At 55.8% G+C, this 16,469-nt stretch carries 15 protein-coding genes; 4 read left to right on the plus strand and 11 right to left on the minus strand.

Going from position 1 to position 16,469, the window contains the following annotated elements; all coding sequences use genetic code 11:
• Nucleotides 1-26 precede the first annotated feature (26 nt).
• Complete coding sequence (locus A377_RS0110500) at nucleotides 27-1,580, plus strand: ATP-binding protein (RefSeq protein WP_019896316.1); 1,554 nt, start codon at nucleotides 27-29, stop codon at nucleotides 1,578-1,580.
• A gap of 27 nt (nucleotides 1,581-1,607) precedes the next feature.
• Here A377_RS0110500 and pyrF read toward each other — a convergent pair whose 3' ends face one another.
• The 11 genes from pyrF to gyrA all read right to left on the minus strand — a co-directional run bounded on the left by pyrF (nucleotide 1,608) and on the right by gyrA (nucleotide 14,136).
• Complete coding sequence (gene pyrF / locus A377_RS0110505; protein ID WP_019896317.1) at nucleotides 1,608-2,312, minus strand: orotidine-5'-phosphate decarboxylase; 705 nt, start codon at nucleotides 2,310-2,312, stop codon at nucleotides 1,608-1,610.
• A gap of 58 nt (nucleotides 2,313-2,370) precedes the next feature.
• Nucleotides 2,371-2,772 (minus strand): LapA family protein, encoded by a 402-nt coding sequence (locus A377_RS0110510; RefSeq protein WP_019896318.1) that lies wholly within the window; start codon nucleotides 2,770-2,772, stop codon nucleotides 2,371-2,373.
• An 88-nt stretch (nucleotides 2,773-2,860) separates the two neighbouring features.
• On the minus strand, nucleotides 2,861-3,184 hold the full coding sequence (gene ihfB / locus A377_RS0110515) for an integration host factor subunit beta (protein ID WP_281168816.1): 324 nt from the start codon (nucleotides 3,182-3,184) through the stop codon (nucleotides 2,861-2,863).
• A 75-nt stretch (nucleotides 3,185-3,259) separates the two neighbouring features.
• A complete protein-coding gene (rpsA, locus tag A377_RS0110520; protein ID WP_028485473.1) occupies nucleotides 3,260-4,933 on the minus strand; it encodes a 30S ribosomal protein S1 in 1,674 nt (557 codons plus the stop codon).
• 189 nt (nucleotides 4,934-5,122) lie between these two features.
• The gene (gene cmk / locus A377_RS0110525; RefSeq protein ID WP_019896321.1) at nucleotides 5,123-5,800 is read right to left on the minus strand and encodes a (d)CMP kinase; all 678 of its coding nucleotides are present in this window, start codon (nucleotides 5,798-5,800) and stop codon (nucleotides 5,123-5,125) included.
• A gap of 20 nt (nucleotides 5,801-5,820) precedes the next feature.
• Nucleotides 5,821-7,146: a 3-phosphoshikimate 1-carboxyvinyltransferase gene (gene aroA, locus A377_RS13215; protein WP_019896322.1), complete on the minus strand. Its 1,326-nt coding sequence runs from the start codon at nucleotides 7,144-7,146 to the stop codon at nucleotides 5,821-5,823.
• Nucleotides 7,147-7,200: 54 nt separating this feature from the next.
• On the minus strand, nucleotides 7,201-8,097 hold the full coding sequence (locus A377_RS13220) for a prephenate dehydrogenase (RefSeq protein WP_019896323.1): 897 nt from the start codon (nucleotides 8,095-8,097) through the stop codon (nucleotides 7,201-7,203).
• Complete coding sequence (gene hisC, locus A377_RS0110540) at nucleotides 8,094-9,236, minus strand: histidinol-phosphate transaminase (protein ID WP_019896324.1); 1,143 nt, start codon at nucleotides 9,234-9,236, stop codon at nucleotides 8,094-8,096. Before hisC ends, A377_RS13220 begins: the two co-directional genes overlap by 4 nt.
• Before the next feature lie 51 nt (nucleotides 9,237-9,287).
• A complete protein-coding gene (gene pheA / locus A377_RS0110545) occupies nucleotides 9,288-10,400 on the minus strand; it encodes a prephenate dehydratase (protein WP_033423190.1) in 1,113 nt (370 codons plus the stop codon).
• 12 nt (nucleotides 10,401-10,412) lie between these two features.
• Nucleotides 10,413-11,477: a 3-phosphoserine/phosphohydroxythreonine transaminase gene (gene serC, locus A377_RS0110550; protein WP_028485474.1), complete on the minus strand. Its 1,065-nt coding sequence runs from the start codon at nucleotides 11,475-11,477 to the stop codon at nucleotides 10,413-10,415.
• A gap of 61 nt (nucleotides 11,478-11,538) precedes the next feature.
• On the minus strand, nucleotides 11,539-14,136 hold the full coding sequence (gene gyrA, locus A377_RS0110555) for a DNA gyrase subunit A (protein ID WP_019896327.1): 2,598 nt from the start codon (nucleotides 14,134-14,136) through the stop codon (nucleotides 11,539-11,541).
• A gap of 207 nt (nucleotides 14,137-14,343) precedes the next feature.
• On the opposite strand from gyrA, the gene ubiG reads away from it, so the two are divergent.
• Genes ubiG through A377_RS0110570 form a run of 3 tightly spaced genes read left to right on the plus strand, consistent with a single transcriptional unit; the run spans nucleotide 14,344 to nucleotide 16,461 of the window.
• A complete protein-coding gene (ubiG, locus tag A377_RS0110560; protein ID WP_019896328.1) occupies nucleotides 14,344-15,054 on the plus strand; it encodes a bifunctional 2-polyprenyl-6-hydroxyphenol methylase/3-demethylubiquinol 3-O-methyltransferase UbiG in 711 nt (236 codons plus the stop codon).
• Nucleotides 15,055-15,082: 28 nt separating this feature from the next.
• The gene (locus tag A377_RS0110565; RefSeq protein ID WP_019896329.1) at nucleotides 15,083-15,745 is read left to right on the plus strand and encodes an HAD family hydrolase; all 663 of its coding nucleotides are present in this window, start codon (nucleotides 15,083-15,085) and stop codon (nucleotides 15,743-15,745) included.
• On the plus strand, nucleotides 15,742-16,461 hold the full coding sequence (locus A377_RS0110570) for an SDR family NAD(P)-dependent oxidoreductase (RefSeq protein ID WP_019896330.1): 720 nt from the start codon (nucleotides 15,742-15,744) through the stop codon (nucleotides 16,459-16,461). Before A377_RS0110565 ends, A377_RS0110570 begins: the two co-directional genes overlap by 4 nt.
• The last annotated feature ends 8 nt before the right edge of the window (nucleotides 16,462-16,469 follow it).

The following is a 16,469-nucleotide window of genomic DNA, read 5'->3' on the forward strand; positions in this document are numbered from 1 at the left end:
TTTCATCAAGCAACACAGGCTTTTCTATGCGCCTTTCAGCCCGGCCTTTACGGCTCTCGATCCGTACCCGTTTTTTCATTCTGCTGCTGATCCTGACCATTCTGCCCTTTCTGGCGTACAAATTTGCGGTGGATCTGCACCGGCTTTTGTTGAAAAATCAGGCGATCATTCAGCAGCAGACGGTGGTCAACCTGTCCTACATTCTGGAAAACCGTCCCGATCTCTGGGCCCTGCAAATCCAGGCGGGCAATCCGACCAGTCAGTTGGCACACCTGAATCTGGACCGATCCGTCCTATGGATTGTCAACGAAGTCGGTCAGGCGACCTATGTGGTGGGCCGTCTGGCCAATTACGATTCCAAAGCCTATCAGGACCCTTTTACCACTCTGGGGCATTTCACCATCAAGGGCTTGTCCAAGCTCATCCCCTATTCGCTGCCCTACCCGTTTCCACAAAGCCTGACCCCGGAAGTGGCTTTGATCAATCAGGCCGTGCATGGGCGCACCTTTCAGCAATACCGAATGAACCGCGACAACAAGCCGGTTTCATTGATGTCGGCCACGCCCTTGAAGATCAAGGATCAGATTGTGGGCGCGATCATTCTGGAACAGACCATGGACAGTCTGCTGACCGAGTCCCTGAGCATGTTTTATCGCCTGATCGGGATTGGTGGCATAGTGTTTTTGCTGGTGATTGGCGGCGCGGTCTTCTACACCGCCTCCCTGTCCAACCGGATTCTGCGTCTGGACCGAGACGTACGCCAGACCTTTGACCCTTATGGCCGGGCGCACCAGCTGGATTTTCAGGATCAGGCCAAACGGGGCTATCGTGATGAACTGTCGGATCTGCGCCATCATATTTATGAAATGCTCAGCCAGTTATCAGGCTATGAACGCTACCTGAAACAACTGCCACGCGCCCTGCGTCATGAAATTCACAATCCGCTGAATCGGCTGTCGATGTCGTTGTCTTTGCTGGAAAAAGAAGTGGCGCACAAGCAACTGAACTATGCCAAACGCGCTCTGGAACAGCTCAAACAGATCATTGCCTCCATGTCGGAAGCCTCCAGCATCGAAGACAGTCTGCAATCCCATCCGCCCGAGCCTTTTGCGATCGGAGACATGCTGTCGCATTATTTTGACAGCGTGACTTCGGCCGAGGCCGAGCGCTTTCAGGTGATGCAAAACCTACCAGGCGAGATTGAGGTGCTGGGCGATGGCTTTATGCTGGAACAGCTGTTGGACAAACTGATCAGCAACGCCAAAGACTTTGACAATGGTGCCTGCCCGATCACCCTGAAAGCCGAAAAACACGGCGGCAAGTGGGTTGAGATCCGGGTTCAGAATTGTGGGCCAGGCTTGCCTGAAGGGCACGAAAAACAGATTTTTGATGGCATGCTGTCGATCCGTCGATTCAATCAGGACGATCAGGCGCATCTGGGGCTGGGGTTGTACATTGCCCGTTTGATTGCCAATTTCCATCAGGGCACTTTGGAAGCCGAAAATTGGTCATCGGCCGATCAGAAAAGCGATCAGGCAGGCGTGGTGTTTGTGTTGCGCTTACCGATTCATTCCGATTAGCCAAGAAAAATCGGGGGAAAAGCCGGATCAGCGCAAACTGTCGGCAATGGCTTTCAACGCCGCCTGTGGGTCGGCGGCCTGAGTGATCGGACGGCCGATGACCAGGTAACTGGCCCCTGCTTGGACCGCTTCGACCGGAGTCATGACCCGTTTCTGATCATTTTGATCTGCTTCGGCCGGACGAATGCCCGGTGTCACCAAGGCAAAATCCTCACCACATTGCTGGCGCAACATGGCTGCTTCGCGAGCGGAGCAGACCACCCCATCCAAACCACAGTCCTGCGCGAGCGTCGCCAGACGTTTGACATTGTCACCAGGCGAACCCGACAGACCGATTTCTGTCAGATCCGATTGGGTGTGACTGGTCAGAATCGTGACCGCAATCAACAAGGGCGGTTCGGGCAGATCCGCCATTGCTGCTTTGGCCGCTTCCAGCATCTTGCGTCCGCCCAGTGCATGCACATTCAGCATCCACACCCCCAGTTCCGCCGCCGCCCGACAGGCTTTGGCCACCGTGGTCGGAATGTCATGGTATTTCAAATCCAGAAACACATCGAACTGGCGTGCAACCAAAGCCCGAACCAGGTTCGGGCCACCGGCGGCAAACAACTCTTTGCCCACTTTCAGGCGGCAATCAGCGGGATTGAGTTGATCAACCAGGGTCAAGGCCGATTCGGGCTGGTCATAATCCAGTGCCACGACAATTCGGGGGGAGCAGAGCGTCTCTGACATAGGCATCCTTTTGGCTTGATGAACGGGCGATGTAAACGGGTTAAAGGCCTGAAAAGGTTCAGTGCGGTTTTTCCGGATCGGACGTGGCCGAGGCTGGAAGCGTTGGCGCAGACGAAACGGGTTCTTTGGCGTCTTCCAGAGCCTGATGAATGTGCTGGCGCGTGATCTGCTTGCGGTCAGACTGCTGCTGGGTCTGCCATTGCAGTCGTTCACGTCCCTGCTGCTGAAGTTGGTGGGTCAGGCGTTGGTTGGTCCAGCGTAAACGGGCAATGCCCAGCCACATATACAGGGCAGACAGCAATGCGCCAAGGACGAAAGACAATGCCAGCAATACCGACAAAGGCCATTCGGTGGTGGTCACAAAAAACTGGAAAGGCACCGATTGCGGATTGCTGATGCCCAGCAGAAAACCGGCGGCCAAAAACAACACAATCAGTAAAACAGAAAATAAACGGTGCATAAAAAAAGGGTTACAACGTTAAAAACAACATTGTAACCCTTTTGATAATCGGAATCTGGAAAATTCCATTCACGACCCAGGTCGATGCCTAGGTAATGATATCTGTGGTCTCTCGTGACGCATTCACGCGGTCCCGTAACGCCTTGCCGGGTTTGAAATGTGGCACACGCTTTTCGCTCAGGGCCACTTTCTCTCCGGTTTTGGGGTTACGCCCCATGCGTGCTTTGCGATAATGAAGACTGAAACTTCCAAAGCCACGAATCTCAATTCGGTCGCCTTCGGACAGGGATTCAATCATCGAGTCCAGTATCTGGTTGACAGCGAGTTCCACATCCTTTTGGCTGAATTGGGTTTGTTTTCGAGCAATGCGCTCGATCAACTCTGACTTGGTCATTCGACTGTCTCTTTGGATTGATTAAAAGAAGATTTCAGGCAACCCGGCAAAGCACCGAATCGCCTGAAGACTTTTCGAATCCGTCAGGACAGATCAGTCTTCTGATGAAAGCTGATCTTTCAGCAGATCGCCAAGCGTATTCTGTGCTTGAGGCTGGTTGGCCGAATAGCTCTTGACCGCATTCGCCTCTTCCTGAATCGCTTTGGCTTTTTCTGACAAAGACAGATTACGGTTTTTGCGATCGACATTGACGATCTTCGCTTCCACCGTATCACCCTCATTCAGCACGGAGCTGGCGTCACGGGTATTGGCTTCCAGTTCGGAGGCACGAATGTACCCTTCCACGTCGTCGGCCAAATCAATCACGGCGCCTTTCTCATCCACCGATTTCACGGTACCGGTCACAATGGAGTTCTTGCCGTGTTCGGCCACATACTCACCAAATGGATCCTGTTCCAACTGCTTGAGGCCCAGAGAAATACGTTCACGATCCGGGTCAATGGACAAAATGACGGTTTCCAGTTCGTCGCCCTTCTTGAACTCACGTACCGCTTCTTCGCCCGGCTGTGACCAGGAGATGTCGGTCAGGTGGACCAGACCATCGATGTTGCCTTCCAGACCGATAAAGATCCCGAAGTCGGTAATGGACTTGATTTTGCCAGTGATTTTGTCGCCTTTGGTGTGGGTCGCAGCAAACGCTTCCCAAGGGTTGACGGTGCACTGTTTGATCGACAGAGAAATACGACGGCGTTCCTGATCCACATCCAGAATCTTGACCTTGACTTCTTCGCCTAGGTGCACCACTTTGGATGGGTGGATATTGCGGTTGGTCCAATCCAGTTCGGATGTGTGTACCAGCCCTTCAATGCCTTCTTCGATTTCAATGAACGCGCCATAATCGGTGATGTTGGCCACTTTGCCCATGATCTCGGAGCCGATCGGGTAACGTGCGACCATGTCGTTCCAAGGATCTTCCTGCAGCTGTTTCATGCCCAGAGACACTCGGCTGCGTTCACGATCGAACTTCAGAACTTTCACTTCCACTTCGTCACCGACATTGATGACTTCGGATGGGTGATTGACACGACGCCATGCCATGTCGGTAATGTGCAACAGACCGTCAATGCCGCCCAGATCGATAAAGGCACCGTAATCGGTCAGGTTCTTAACGATCCCTTCCAGAATGGCCCCTTCTTCCATATTGGCCAGCAGAGCTTCACGCTCAACCGAGTTTTCGGCTTCGATCACGGCGCGACGCGACACAACCACGTTGTTGCGCTTGCGATCCAGTTTGACCAGCTTCAACTCGACTTCTTTGCCTTCAAGGAAGCTGAAATCACGGATCGGACGCACATCCACAAGTGAACCGGGCAAGAAACCACGCACACCGTCAATGTCTACGGTCAGGCCGCCTTTGACTTTGCCAGTGACAAAGCCTTTGACGGTTTCGTTGTCGTCCATCGCCGATTCAAGGCGATCCCAGGTTTTCGCACGCTTGGCTTTTTCACGCGACAGGCGTGTTTCACCAAAGCCGTCTTCCAGTGTTTCAAGGTAAACTTCAACCTCGTCCCCGACTTCGACTTCCAGTTCGCCTTCGGCGTTTTCAAACTGGTACTTGGGAATGCTGGATTCCGACTTCATTCCGGCATCAACCAAAACGGTTTCCTTGTCGATGCCAACGACGGTTCCGAGAATCAGGGAACCGGTCTGAAATTTTTCTTGTTCTAGGGATTGCTCAAATAGTTCAGCGAAAGATAATTCACTCATGAATAAAATACCAAAGTTGTTGTTCAAACCGGCAGAAGCTGTCAAATTGGGGTTTTCAGGAATCTGCCGGGTCAATGATCAATCGCCGATTTCCCAAACAATCGGCGGTGGATAAAAAAACAAAATCCCTGCTCAATAAAACAGCAGGGATCTGGTTATGCCTGTCAAAACAACTGGTTAGAAAAAGTTCTAAGCCGGTTGGATGCCGGAACGATCGCACAGGCGAATGGCCTGCTGGCAAACCTCGTCAATCGACAAGGCCGTGGTGTCAATCTCTACGGCGTCTTGCGCGGGGATCAAAGGCGACGACACACGACTGCGGTCACGCGCGTCTCTTTGTTCAATGTCCCACGTAATTTGGGCAATATTAGCATCAACCCCTTGATTTTTCAACTGAATAACCCGTCTTTTTGCTCTTTCTTCCGCCGAGGCGGTCAAAAACAGCTTGACCGGTGCGTCCGCAAACACCACCGTGCCCATGTCGCGCCCGTCAGCAACCAGGCCTGGTGGTTTGGCAAAGTCACGCTGGCGTTGCAGCAAGGCTTCCCGTACCGGCTGGATGGCGGCGATCTGAGAAGCCACCGCCGCCACCGTTTCGGTTCGGATGGCGGAGGTGATCACCTGCTCACCGTAATACACCTGCCCGCCTTCAAAGGAAACCGGCAGCTGCCGGGCCAGGCTGACAATGGCGTCTTCGTTTTCCACGTCCAGGTCGCTGTGGGTGACACCATAGGCCAGGGTGCGGTAAATGGCGCCACTGTCGAGGAGATGAAAGCCATAGTGCTCGCACAAAAACTGCGCCAGCGTGCCTTTGCCAACGCCGCTGGGCCCGTCAATGGCAATGATTGGAATGCTCGGGTTTGTCATATCAAGTCCTTGAAGCGCGGTTACAAATCAATTTTCAGGCCCACCTGGTTCATCAAAGGCACAAAGGTTGGGAAAGAGGTGTTCACATTGGCACAGTCGTCGATCACCAGTGCCTGCGGGGCGCGAATCGCCGCCACGGCCATGGCCATGGAAATACGGTGGTCGTGGTGTGAGTGAATCGGAGCCGATTGGGCCGACTGCTGTCCGCCCTGAATCACCATGCCATCGGGCGTGGGCCGGGCATCAATCCCCACGGCCTGAAGGGCGTCGGCCATCACTTGAATCCGGTCACACTCTTTGACCCGCAATTCTTCGGCACCGGTCAAAACGGTCTGGCCTTCTGCGGCGGAGGCTGCGACAAACAACACCGGAAATTCATCAATGGCCAGCGGCACCAGATGCTCGGGAACCTGAATGCCTTTCAGATTGGAGCTGCGCACACGCACATCGGCCACCGGTTCGCCGCCGACTTCGGCTTCGTTTTCCAGGGTAATGTCCGCGCCCATCAGCTTGAGGATGTCAATCACACCGGTGCGCGTCGGGTTCAATCCCACATGCTCAATCACCAGGTCGCTGTCGTCACTGATTGCGGCGGCCACCATAAAAAACGCCGCCGAGGAGATGTCACTGGGCACATCAATGGCACAGGCGTTCAGTCGACCGCCCCCTTCCAAAGACACCTGGGTGCGGAATGCGTCCAGTCTGGTGACGGTCAAAGGGTAACCGAAACCTTTGAGCATGCGTTCGGTGTGATCACGGGTCGGAGCCGGTTCGATGACGCTGGTGCGTCCTTCTGCAAACAGACCGGCCAAGAGCAGGCAAGACTTGACCTGGGCGCTGGCCATGGGCAGAGTGTAGTCAATGCCGGAGAGTTGTTTGCTGGGCGAAATGCGCAATGGCGGCGTACCGCCCTCGTCCGTTTCCACTCTGGCCCCCATTGCTTTCAGCGGATCGGTGACCCGTTTCATCGGGCGTTTGTTGAGCGATGCATCGCCCACCAGACGCGATTCAAAGTCCTGTCCGGCCAGAATGCCCGCCATCAGGCGCATTGCCGTGCCGGAGTTGCCCATGTCCATATCTTCTTTGGGCTGGGTCAGTCCACGCAGTCCCACGCCTTTTACGGTCACCCGGCCTTGATCCGGCTCGGAAATTTCCACGCCCATGGCCTGAAACGCGCGCAAAGTCGCCAGAGCGTCTTCGCCCTCAAGAAAACCGCTGATTTCCGTGGTGCCTTCGGCCAGCGCGCCCAGCATAATGCTGCGGTGGGAGATGGATTTGTCGCCCGGCACTCTGACCCGCCCATGCAGGCGACGGGTGGGCGAAACGGTAAATTGCACATTTTGCATGGTCACTTCCTTCTGTGTTCGCGGTGACGCGTCAAATCATTCAGTGGGTGTTCGTCATTCATTGGGAGAGGCATTGGTCTTGCCCAGAATATGGTGGTCACGGGCTTGCTTGGCCCGATCAAACCGACCGTAAAGGCCGTCCCAGTCACGGGTTTCGAGCTGGTCGATTAGCTGCTCGATCTCATCGCGGTAATGTTTCAGCCATTTGGCGATGGTCGGCCCATTGTGTTTGCCAATGTCGCGCCACATGGTCGGGTCGCTCGAGGCAATGCGGGTAAAGTCCCGAAAGCCTCCGGCGGTGTACTGAAAAACGTTGCCCAGTTCCTCGTGTTCGTTGAGCAGATCCACCAGCGCGTACGCGAGGAAATGCGGCAAATGACTGGTCGCGGCAAACACATTGTCGTGGAATGCGGCAGGCATTTCGCACACTTGCGCGCCCAGTGCCTGCCAGGTGGTGGTCACCGTTTCCAATGCCGCCGGGCTGGTCTGCTGAGTCGGGGTCAGAACCACTCGATGATTCTGGTACAGGTCGGCGCATGCCGCGGCCGGTCCGCTTTGCTCCTTGCCGGCGATCGGGTGCCCCGGCACAAAATTGGCCAGGCCATCGGGGCCATAAACCGCTTCGACCTCGGCCACCACCGACTGTTTGGTGCTGCCTGCATCCGTTACCAGCGTGGTGGCGGACAAGTGCGGCTGCATTGCTCGCAACACACCGACAAACGCATCCATGGGGACGCTGATCAGTACCAGATCGGCCCTGTCTAGCGCCTGAGCCATGTCGTCTGTGGCCTGATCAATCAGGCCGCGTTCCAGCGCCAGCGCCAATCGGTCTTGTTGGCGGGCATAGCCAGTGACGGTTTTAACCAGGCCTGCCTGTTTGAGCCCCAGCGCAAACGAGCCGCCGATCAGGCCCACGCCGATCACGGTCACACGGTCAAACACCTGACTCATGATTTGTGGGTCCGCAGGATTTTGGTCAATGCCTGCATAAAGTGGCGGTTTTCACTGAAGGTGCCGATGGACACCCGCAGAAACGGCGACAAAGGCCCGTCCGCGGCCAGCGGTCGCACAATCACCCCTTCTTTCAGCAGGGCTTCGTTCATCGCCTGCGCTTGATCACCGAAGTCGACGCAGACAAAGTTGGCACTGGATGGAATAAAGCTCAATTGATTTTCCTTCAAAAAGCTTTCCAGTTGCTGCATGCCCTGATGATTGGTTTCAATGCTTTTCTGGACAAACACCGGGTCTTTCAGTGCCGCCGTGGCCGAAACCTGTGCTAGGTGATTGACGTTAAAAGGCTCACGCAAGCGATTGATATAGTGGACGATGTCGGGATGCGCCACCGCATAGCCGACCCGAAGCGCGGCCAGGCCATAGGCTTTGGAAAAGGTTCGGGTCACGATCAGATTGGGGTAACGGTTCAGGTAGTGCAGCCCATTAAAGGCATCGTCGCGTGACTGCGCATATTCAAAATAAGCTTCGTCCAGCACCACCACCACATCCGATGGCACTTTGGCGATAAAACTTTCCCATTCGCGTTTGCCAAATCGGGTGCCGGTGGGATTGTTGGGGTTGGCCAGATACACCAGTCGGGTCTGTTCGGTGATGGCATTGGCCATGGCACTGAGGTCGTGGCCCCAGTTTCTGGCGGGCACAACCACCGCATTGGCGCCAACGGCCTGAGTGCTGATGGCGTAGACCGCGAACGCATGTTCGCTGTAAACAACGTCGTCTCCCGGCCCGGCAAACAGACGCGCCACCAGCTCCAGCAATTCATTGGAGCCGTTGCCGATGGCAATGCCCTCTTCCGGCTGATTCAGATGATCCGACAACGCCTGTTTCAAATAAAAGCCGTGTCCGTCCGGGTAACGTCCCAGGTCCTTGAGCGCATTCTGAATAGCCTGAGTGGCTTTGTGGCTGCTGCCCAGCGGGTTTTCATTGGACGCGAGCTTGGAAATCCGGGTCAAATGGTGTTCGCGTTGCAACTCATCGATCGGCTTGCCGGGCTGATAAGGCTGGATGCCCTTGACCGAGTCTTTGACCTGTGCCGCAACCGGACAGGGCTCGTTGGCTGAAGTATGATCGCTCATAAAATCCTTGTTCGTTTTGTGAAGCCGTGACGGGTGCAAACGGGTCTGGGGTTAATCCAGCGGCGACACCGGATAAGACCCCAGAAGCTTGAAATAGCTGCATTGCGCCTGCACTTCTGTCAGGGCCTCAGCCACTTCCGGCTGCTCCCGGTGTCCGAGAATGTCGATGTAGAAAATGTAATCCCAGCGGGTTTCGGTGGACGGCACGGAAATGATCCGGGTCATGCTGATGCGCCGCCTGGCAAAGCTGTCGAGCACCCGGATCAGCGAACCGGCCTGATTGGGCACCGACAAAATCATCGCGGTTTTGTCCTGGCCACTGGGGCCGGCCGCTTCCTGACCCAATACCCAGAATTTGGTGGTATTGTTTTTCTGGTCTTCGATGCGGGTTTCCAGAATCTTCAGGCCATAAAGTCGGGCGGCCTCTTCCGAGGCGATGGCCCCCACATTGGGATCGGCTTCCGCCATTTGTGCGGCCACCGCATTCGAGTCGACCTCTTCTGTTACCAGGCCTGGTAAGTTTTGACTCAGCCATTGCTCACATTGGCCCAGAGCCTGAGGGTGCGCGACGATTTTTTTCAGCGCATGCGGGTCCGGGTTCTGGGCCAGCAGGCAGTGGTGAATCGCCAGGTCCACTTCGCCGGTCACCTTCAAGGCGGTGTCCATCAATGCCTTTTGTGTCTGTTTGACCACGCCTTCACTGGAGTTTTCCACCGGCACCACGCCGTACTGCACGTGTTTTTTCTCCACTGCGGCAAACACGGCGTCAATGCTGGGGACCGCATAGGGATGCACTGAGGTTCCGAACTGTTTGAGCACGCAAGCATGACTGTAACTGCCCTCCGGTCCCAGATACGCCACCTTGACAGGTTGCTCCAGGGCCAGACACACCGACATGATTTCGCGAAACAGCCGCGCCATGTCTTCATTGGGTATCAGGCTGTGGTTGCGTGCCTTGACCGCACGCAGTACCTGTGCTTCGCGTTCTGGCCGGTAAAACACCGCTTCCACCTGTCCGCCGCGGGTTTTGATGTCCGCCACTTTTTGCGCGCATTCGGCGCGGCGGCCAATCAGGGTCTGGATGTCGGCGTCAATGGCATCGATCTCTTCGCGAATCGCATTGAGTTCGATCTGTTCCGTGTCTGAGGGTGTGTGCTTGGTCATGCGTTCCATCCCTCAGGTGTGACGTTGCTCAAAAGCCTGCATGAAATCAACCAGCGCATCGACGCCGGCTTCGGGCATGGCGTTGTAGATGCTGGCTCGCATCCCGCCGTAGGTTTTGTGCCCGCGCAGACTCAGCAGCCCGGCTTCGCGGGATTCGGTCAGAAACGCCTGATTGAGCGTTTCGTCCTTCAGTTTGAAAGTGACGTTCATCCAGGAACGCACCGAAGGCGCCACTTCGTTGTAGTACAACCCGGACCGGTCAATCAGTGTGTACAGCTTCTGCGCCTTGCGTTCATTCAGTGTGGCCATGGCGTCCAGCCCGCCCTGAGCTTTGAGCCACTTGAATACCTTGCCCGCCAGATACCAGGCAAAAGTGGCCGGGGTATTGAACATGGATTCAAACTGGTCGTACGTCTGCCAGTTCATCAAGGTCGGCGTGGTCTCGCGGGCGTGCCCGATCAGGTCTTCGCGCACAATCACAATCGCCAGTCCGGCTGGGCCGATGTTCTTTTGGGCTCCGGCGTAAATCAGGCCGTAATCGGCCACATTGATCGGCCGCGACAGAATCGTGGACGAAAAATCGGCAATGATCGGCTTGTCGGTGTCCGGCAATGACTGAAATTCGACCCCGGTAATGGTTTCGTTCTGACAGATGTGCAGATATTTGGCGTTGTCGGAGAGCTGCCACTGATCGAAATCCGGGATCGTGGTTTCGGCTTTGGCCACTTCATTGACCTGAACAAAGCGGGACGCTTCCTTGATCGCCTTGGCCGACCAGACACCGGTGTTGCAGTAGTCTACCGTATCGCCCGGCTGGGTCAGATTGAACGGGATGCCGGCAAACTGCAGCGACGCCCCTCCGTGCGTAAACAACACCTTGTAATCGTCTGGAATGGCCATCAACTCGCGCAGGTCGGCTTCCATTTCATGCGCCACAGACATGAATTCGGGGCTGCGGTGACTCATTTCCATCACCGACATGCCGGTGTTCTGCCAGTCCAGAAATTCGGCCTGGGCTTCCTGCATCACCGCTTCCGGCAGCATCGCCGGACCGGCGCTGAAGTTAAATGCTCTCATGTGTTTGTTCTGTCTTTTGAATTGAAAGGTTGTTCGGGTCCTTCATGTCGCGCAAAGAACCCTATTCGTTGCCGTCGTCCGTTTCCGTGATCGTTGCTTCGGAGTCGATGACCTCATCCGGTAACTCTTCGGCCTGAACGTCCACAACGGCCAGCCCAACGACTTTTTCGCCCTTGCCGACATTGATCAGCTTCACACCCTGGGTGTTGCGGCCTACTACGGAAACGCCTTCGACCTGGGTGCGCACCAGCGTGCCTTTGTTGGTAATTAGCACCACTTCCTGATCCGGTTTGACGGCCAGAGATTTGACCACCTTGCCATTGCGATCGGACTGTTTGATCGAAATCACGCCCTGACCGCCACGGTTGATGGTGGAATAATCGTCCACCGGCGTACACTTGCCGAACCCATGCTCGGTCGCGGTCAGAATCAATGTATCCGGCTGGGCCACCTGCATGCTGACAATGTGCATGCCGTTCTGCAGTTTCATTCCGCGGACACCGCGGGCCTGACGCCCCATCACCCGCACATCGGTTTCGCGGAAGCGAATCGCCTTGCCCACATTGGAAAACAGCATGATGTCCTGTTCGCCATCGGTCAGGGCCGTGCCCACCAGCGCATCATCGTCCAGCAGGTCCACCGCAATAATGCCGTTGGTGCGGGGACGGGAGAAGTCGGTCAACGCCACCCGTTTGACGGTGGATTGACGCGTGGCCATAAACACATAATAGCCCTCGGCAAATTCCGACACGGGCAGGATAGAGGTGATGAACTCGTTTTTCTCCAGCGGCAGCACATTCACAATCGGCTTGCCTTTGGCGCCACGACTGGCCAGTGGTAACTGCCAGGTTTTCTGCCAGTAGAGTTTGCCGCGATTGGAGAAGCACAACAGCATGTCGTGCGTGTTGGCGACCAGAATCTGATCCACTTCGTCGTCTTCTTTCATCTGAGTGGCCGACTTGCCACGACCGCCACGACGCTGGGCCTGATAATCCGACAAAGGCTGGGTTTTGATGTAACCGTCCTGAGACAGGGTCACAATCCGGTCCTCGCAGGCAATCAGGTCTTCGGCTTCCAGATTCTGGTAGGTGTGGTCGATTTCAGTGCGCCGGGCATCGCCAAAGTCATCAATCACCTGCAGCAATTCCTCGCGCACCACTTCGGTCAGACGATCGGGGTTGCGCAGGATTTCCAGATACTCGGCGATGCGTTCAATCAACTCCCGATACTCTTCTAGAATTTTGTCCTGCTCCAGCCCGGTCAGCTTGTGCAGACGCATTTCCAGAATCGCCTGGGCCTGAACCGGAGACAATTTGTAGGTGTTCTCGTCAACAGCACCGAAGCCATCCGGCAGATCTTCCGGCCGAATGTCGTCCAGCTCGACTCTGTCCAGAAGCTCGCTGACGTGACCGATCTTCCAGTCACGAGACAGCATGCGCTCTTTGGCGACGGCCGGTGTGGGCGAGTCCTTGATCAGCGCAATCATTTCATCGATGTTGGTCAGCGCCAGCGCCAGACCTTCCAGCAGGTGGGCTTTTTCCCGCGCCTTGCGCAGGTCGTAGATGGTACGGCGGGTCACCACTTCGCGGCGGTGTTTGATGAAGGCTTCCAGAATCTGCTTGAGATTGAGCAGTTTGGGCTGGCCGTCGATCAGCGCCACCATATTGATGCCAAACACCGTCTGCATCGACGTCTGCTTGTAAAGGTTGTTGATCAGCACTTCCGGCACTTCGCCACGACGCACTTCGATCACAATGCGCATGCCTTCCTTGTCCGACTCATCGCGCAGGGCACTGATGCCTTCGATTTTTTTGTCCTTGACCAGTTCGGCAATGCGTTCGATCAGTTTGGCTTTGTTCACCATGTAGGGAATTTCATCGACGATGATCGATGCCTTGCCTTTGGCATCGGTTTCCACATGGGTGCGGGCACGCATGTGCACCCGTCCACGTCCGGTTTCATAGGCTTCACGAATGCCTTTGGTGCCGTTGATGATGCCATAGGTCGGGAAATCCGGCCCCGGCAGATATTCCATCAATTCGTCGATGCTCGTTTCCGGTCGGTCAACCAGTGCCACACAGGCCTGAATGGTTTCATTGATGTTGTGCGGCGGAATGTTGGTGGCCATGCCCACGGCAATGCCGGAAGACCCATTGATCAGCAGGTTGGGGATGCGGGTCGGCAACACCACCGGTTCGTGTTCCGATTCGTCATAGTTGGGATTGAAATCGACCGTTTCTTTTTCCAGATCGGCCAGCAGATCGTGTGCGATCTTGGCCATGCGCACTTCGGTGTAACGCATTGCCGCCGGCGCATCGCCGTCGATGGAACCGAAGTTGCCCTGCCCGTCCACTAGCATGTAACGCAATGAAAACGGTTGCGCCATGCGGACGATGGTGTCGTACACCGCGCTGTCACCATGCGGATGGTATTTACCGATGACATCACCCACGATCCGCGCGGATTTTTTGTAAGGGCGGTTCCAGCCGTTGCTCAGTTCGTTCATCGCATACAGAACCCGCCGGTGCACAGGCTTGAGCCCGTCACGTACATCCGGCAAGGCCCGTCCCACAATCACGCTCATGGCATAACTGAGATAGGACTGCTCCATCTCGTCTTCAAGGGAGATCGGCAGAATTTCTCTGGCAAAATCTGACATAGGCATTTCTTCTCTGATTATTATTTGCCGGTCATGGCCGCTTGTTGTGTCTGACCGGGTTCGGCTCGAACGAAATCGTCCTCATTCGACGCTAAAAATTTGGCGTATTATACCTTAAAATGGGCGAAGAAAGCGAATATGACAGGCCGACAGCATTGGCCTGGATTTGCTATACTTATTCGTTCATTGCAACTTGTTGGACTGTCCATGACCCGCGCTGAAAACAATGTCGATCCGGCCGAGCTGAACCGCTTCAATGCCAAAGCCCAAACATGGTGGGATCTGGATGGCGAATTCAAGGCCCTTCACGCCATCAACCCGCTTCGGTTGCAGTTTATGCAAACGCACGTTCCGCTGGCCAATCAACGCATCCTCGATATTGGTTGCGGCGGCGGGATTCTGTCTGAAGCCCTGGCCAAAGCCGATGCCAGCGTGACCGGCATTGATCTGGCCGAAGACGTGCTCACTGTGGCCCGTCTGCATGCGATGGAATCCGGGGTCTCGCTTGATTACGAAACCATCAGTGCCGAACAGAAGGCCGCCGACTGCCCACAAGCGTTCGATCTCGTGACCTGCATGGAAATGCTTGAACACGTGCCCGATCCGGCCAGTGTGATTGCCGCCGCCAGTCAGGCCCTCAAGCCCGGCGGCTGGTTGTTTGTCTCCACCATCAACCGTCATCCCAAAGCCTATGCACTGGCCATTGTCACTGCCGAACGCCTGCTGAATCTGGTGCCGCCCGGCACCCATCAGTACGACAAGCTGCTCAAGCCTTCGGAGCTGGATGCGATGGCTCGTCACAACGGCCTGACCTTGCAAGCCAGTGCCGGCATTGACTATAACCCGCTTCTCAAACGCTGCCGACTCAGTAACGACCTGCGCGTCAACTACCTGCTGGCGTTTCAAAAAGATGCCTGATTTTTATTAATAATGATTAAGTGACCGAATGATGTCGATTGATTGTGTGCTGTTTGATCTGGACGGAACCCTGCTGGACACGTCCTACGATTTTGCCTACGCCTTGAACCAGACCTGTCGCCATTACGGCGTGCAACCCCTGCACTACCAGACCATCCGCAAAACGGTGTCGCAAGGCGGATTGGCGATGACCGAGCTGGCCTTTCCCAACCTCTCCGATGCCGAGATTCAGGAAAGACGCGAGCATTTTCTGGACGTGTATCACCGCCATATTGCCTGCCATACCCAATTGTTTCCGGGGCTGGAAGCCGGGCTGAAACATCTGGCCGACAAGCGCGTTCCCTGGGGCATCGTCACCAACAAACCCACCTGGCTGACCGAAAAACTGCTGTCGATTATCAAATTTCCAAGTGAACCGCTCGGGCTGGTCTGCGGCGACACACTGGCAATCAAAAAGCCGCACCCCGAACCCATGTGGCTCGCCGCCGAACAATGCGGCGCCATGCCCAAAAACTGCCTGTATCTGGGCGATCACCCGCGCGACATCGAAGCCGGGGTGAACGCGGGCATGCAAACCGGCGCCGCGCTGTTTGGCTATCTGCCCGAAGGGGCCGGTGACGATGCCTGGCCAGCGGACTTTCATTTTGAAACCCCGATTGAAATCACCCACTTTCTGCAGGAGCGCTTATGAGTGTCACCTTGATCACGGGCGCCGCTCAGGGACTGGGGCGCAGCCTGGCGCTCACACAGGCCCAGACGGCCACGCATCACATTGACTTGGTATTGCTGGACAAGGATCAGGCCGCGCTGAATCGGCTCTATGACGACATTGTCGGCCTGGAGCAGCATCAGGTCGAACCGGCGTTGTTTCCCATGGATTTGAGCGGAGCGGAACCGCGGCATTTTCAGCAACTCAGTCAGGCGCTGACGGATCTGGGCGGCGTGGACAATGTCTGGCTCAATGCGGCCGAACTGCCCGCCTTTACCCCGATTGCGCACTTTGATGAAGCCCAGTGGCTGCAGCTGATCCAGACCAATCTGACCGCCAATTTCTACCTGCTCAAGGCCCTGTTGCCAGCATTGAATGAGAAAGCAGACATTGTGGCGATACTGGACCGACAGCCAGGCAAAAGCCCGGCCTATTACGGTGCTTATGGCGTGGCCAAAGCCGGGCTGGCACAACTCATTGCCACGGTCGCAGCCGAACACACTGACAGGAATTGGCATTTTTACCAGGCCTGGTTGCCGCCTTTTCAATCCAACACCCGTTCCCGGCAATTCCCTTCAGAAAACCCGGCCACACTGCCCCATCACGAACAAATGGCCGAGCAATTGATGGCCGCTTTGCAAAGCGAACAATCCCCCGACTGGTGGGTACCGTTGCAAGCGCCCGAACAAACGGATTGAGTTTGCCC

Origin of the sequence: Hydrogenovibrio halophilus DSM 15072, assembly GCF_000384235.1 — a bacterium.
Classification (GTDB): domain Bacteria; phylum Pseudomonadota; class Gammaproteobacteria; order Thiomicrospirales; family Thiomicrospiraceae; genus Hydrogenovibrio; species Hydrogenovibrio halophilus.

Excerpts from the sequence above, each read along its gene's own strand:
- A377_RS0110500 (WP_019896316.1), top strand. The coding sequence starts at position 27 with ATGCGCCTTTCAGCCCGGCCTTTACGGCTCTCGATCCGTACCCGTTTT.
- ubiG (WP_019896328.1), top strand. The coding sequence starts at position 14,344 with ATGACCCGCGCTGAAAACAATGTCGATCCGGCCGAGCTGAACCGCTTC.
- A377_RS0110510 (WP_019896318.1), bottom strand. The coding sequence starts at position 2,772 with ATGCACCGTTTATTTTCTGTTTTACTGATTGTGTTGTTTTTGGCCGCC.
- serC (WP_028485474.1), bottom strand. The coding sequence starts at position 11,477 with ATGAGAGCATTTAACTTCAGCGCCGGTCCGGCGATGCTGCCGGAAGCG.
- hisC (WP_019896324.1), bottom strand. The coding sequence starts at position 9,236 with ATGAGCGATCATACTTCAGCCAACGAGCCCTGTCCGGTTGCGGCACAG.
- aroA (WP_019896322.1), bottom strand. The coding sequence starts at position 7,146 with ATGCAAAATGTGCAATTTACCGTTTCGCCCACCCGTCGCCTGCATGGG.
- pyrF (WP_019896317.1), bottom strand. The coding sequence starts at position 2,312 with ATGTCAGAGACGCTCTGCTCCCCCCGAATTGTCGTGGCACTGGATTAT.
- cmk (WP_019896321.1), bottom strand. The coding sequence starts at position 5,800 with ATGACAAACCCGAGCATTCCAATCATTGCCATTGACGGGCCCAGCGGC.
- pheA (WP_033423190.1), bottom strand. The coding sequence starts at position 10,400 with ATGACCAAGCACACACCCTCAGACACGGAACAGATCGAACTCAATGCG.
- A377_RS0110570 (WP_019896330.1), top strand. The coding sequence starts at position 15,742 with ATGAGTGTCACCTTGATCACGGGCGCCGCTCAGGGACTGGGGCGCAGC.
- A377_RS13220 (WP_019896323.1), bottom strand. The coding sequence starts at position 8,097 with ATGAGTCAGGTGTTTGACCGTGTGACCGTGATCGGCGTGGGCCTGATC.
- rpsA (WP_028485473.1), bottom strand. The coding sequence starts at position 4,933 with ATGAGTGAATTATCTTTCGCTGAACTATTTGAGCAATCCCTAGAACAA.
- A377_RS0110565 (WP_019896329.1), top strand. The coding sequence starts at position 15,083 with ATGATGTCGATTGATTGTGTGCTGTTTGATCTGGACGGAACCCTGCTG.
- gyrA (WP_019896327.1), bottom strand. The coding sequence starts at position 14,136 with ATGTCAGATTTTGCCAGAGAAATTCTGCCGATCTCCCTTGAAGACGAG.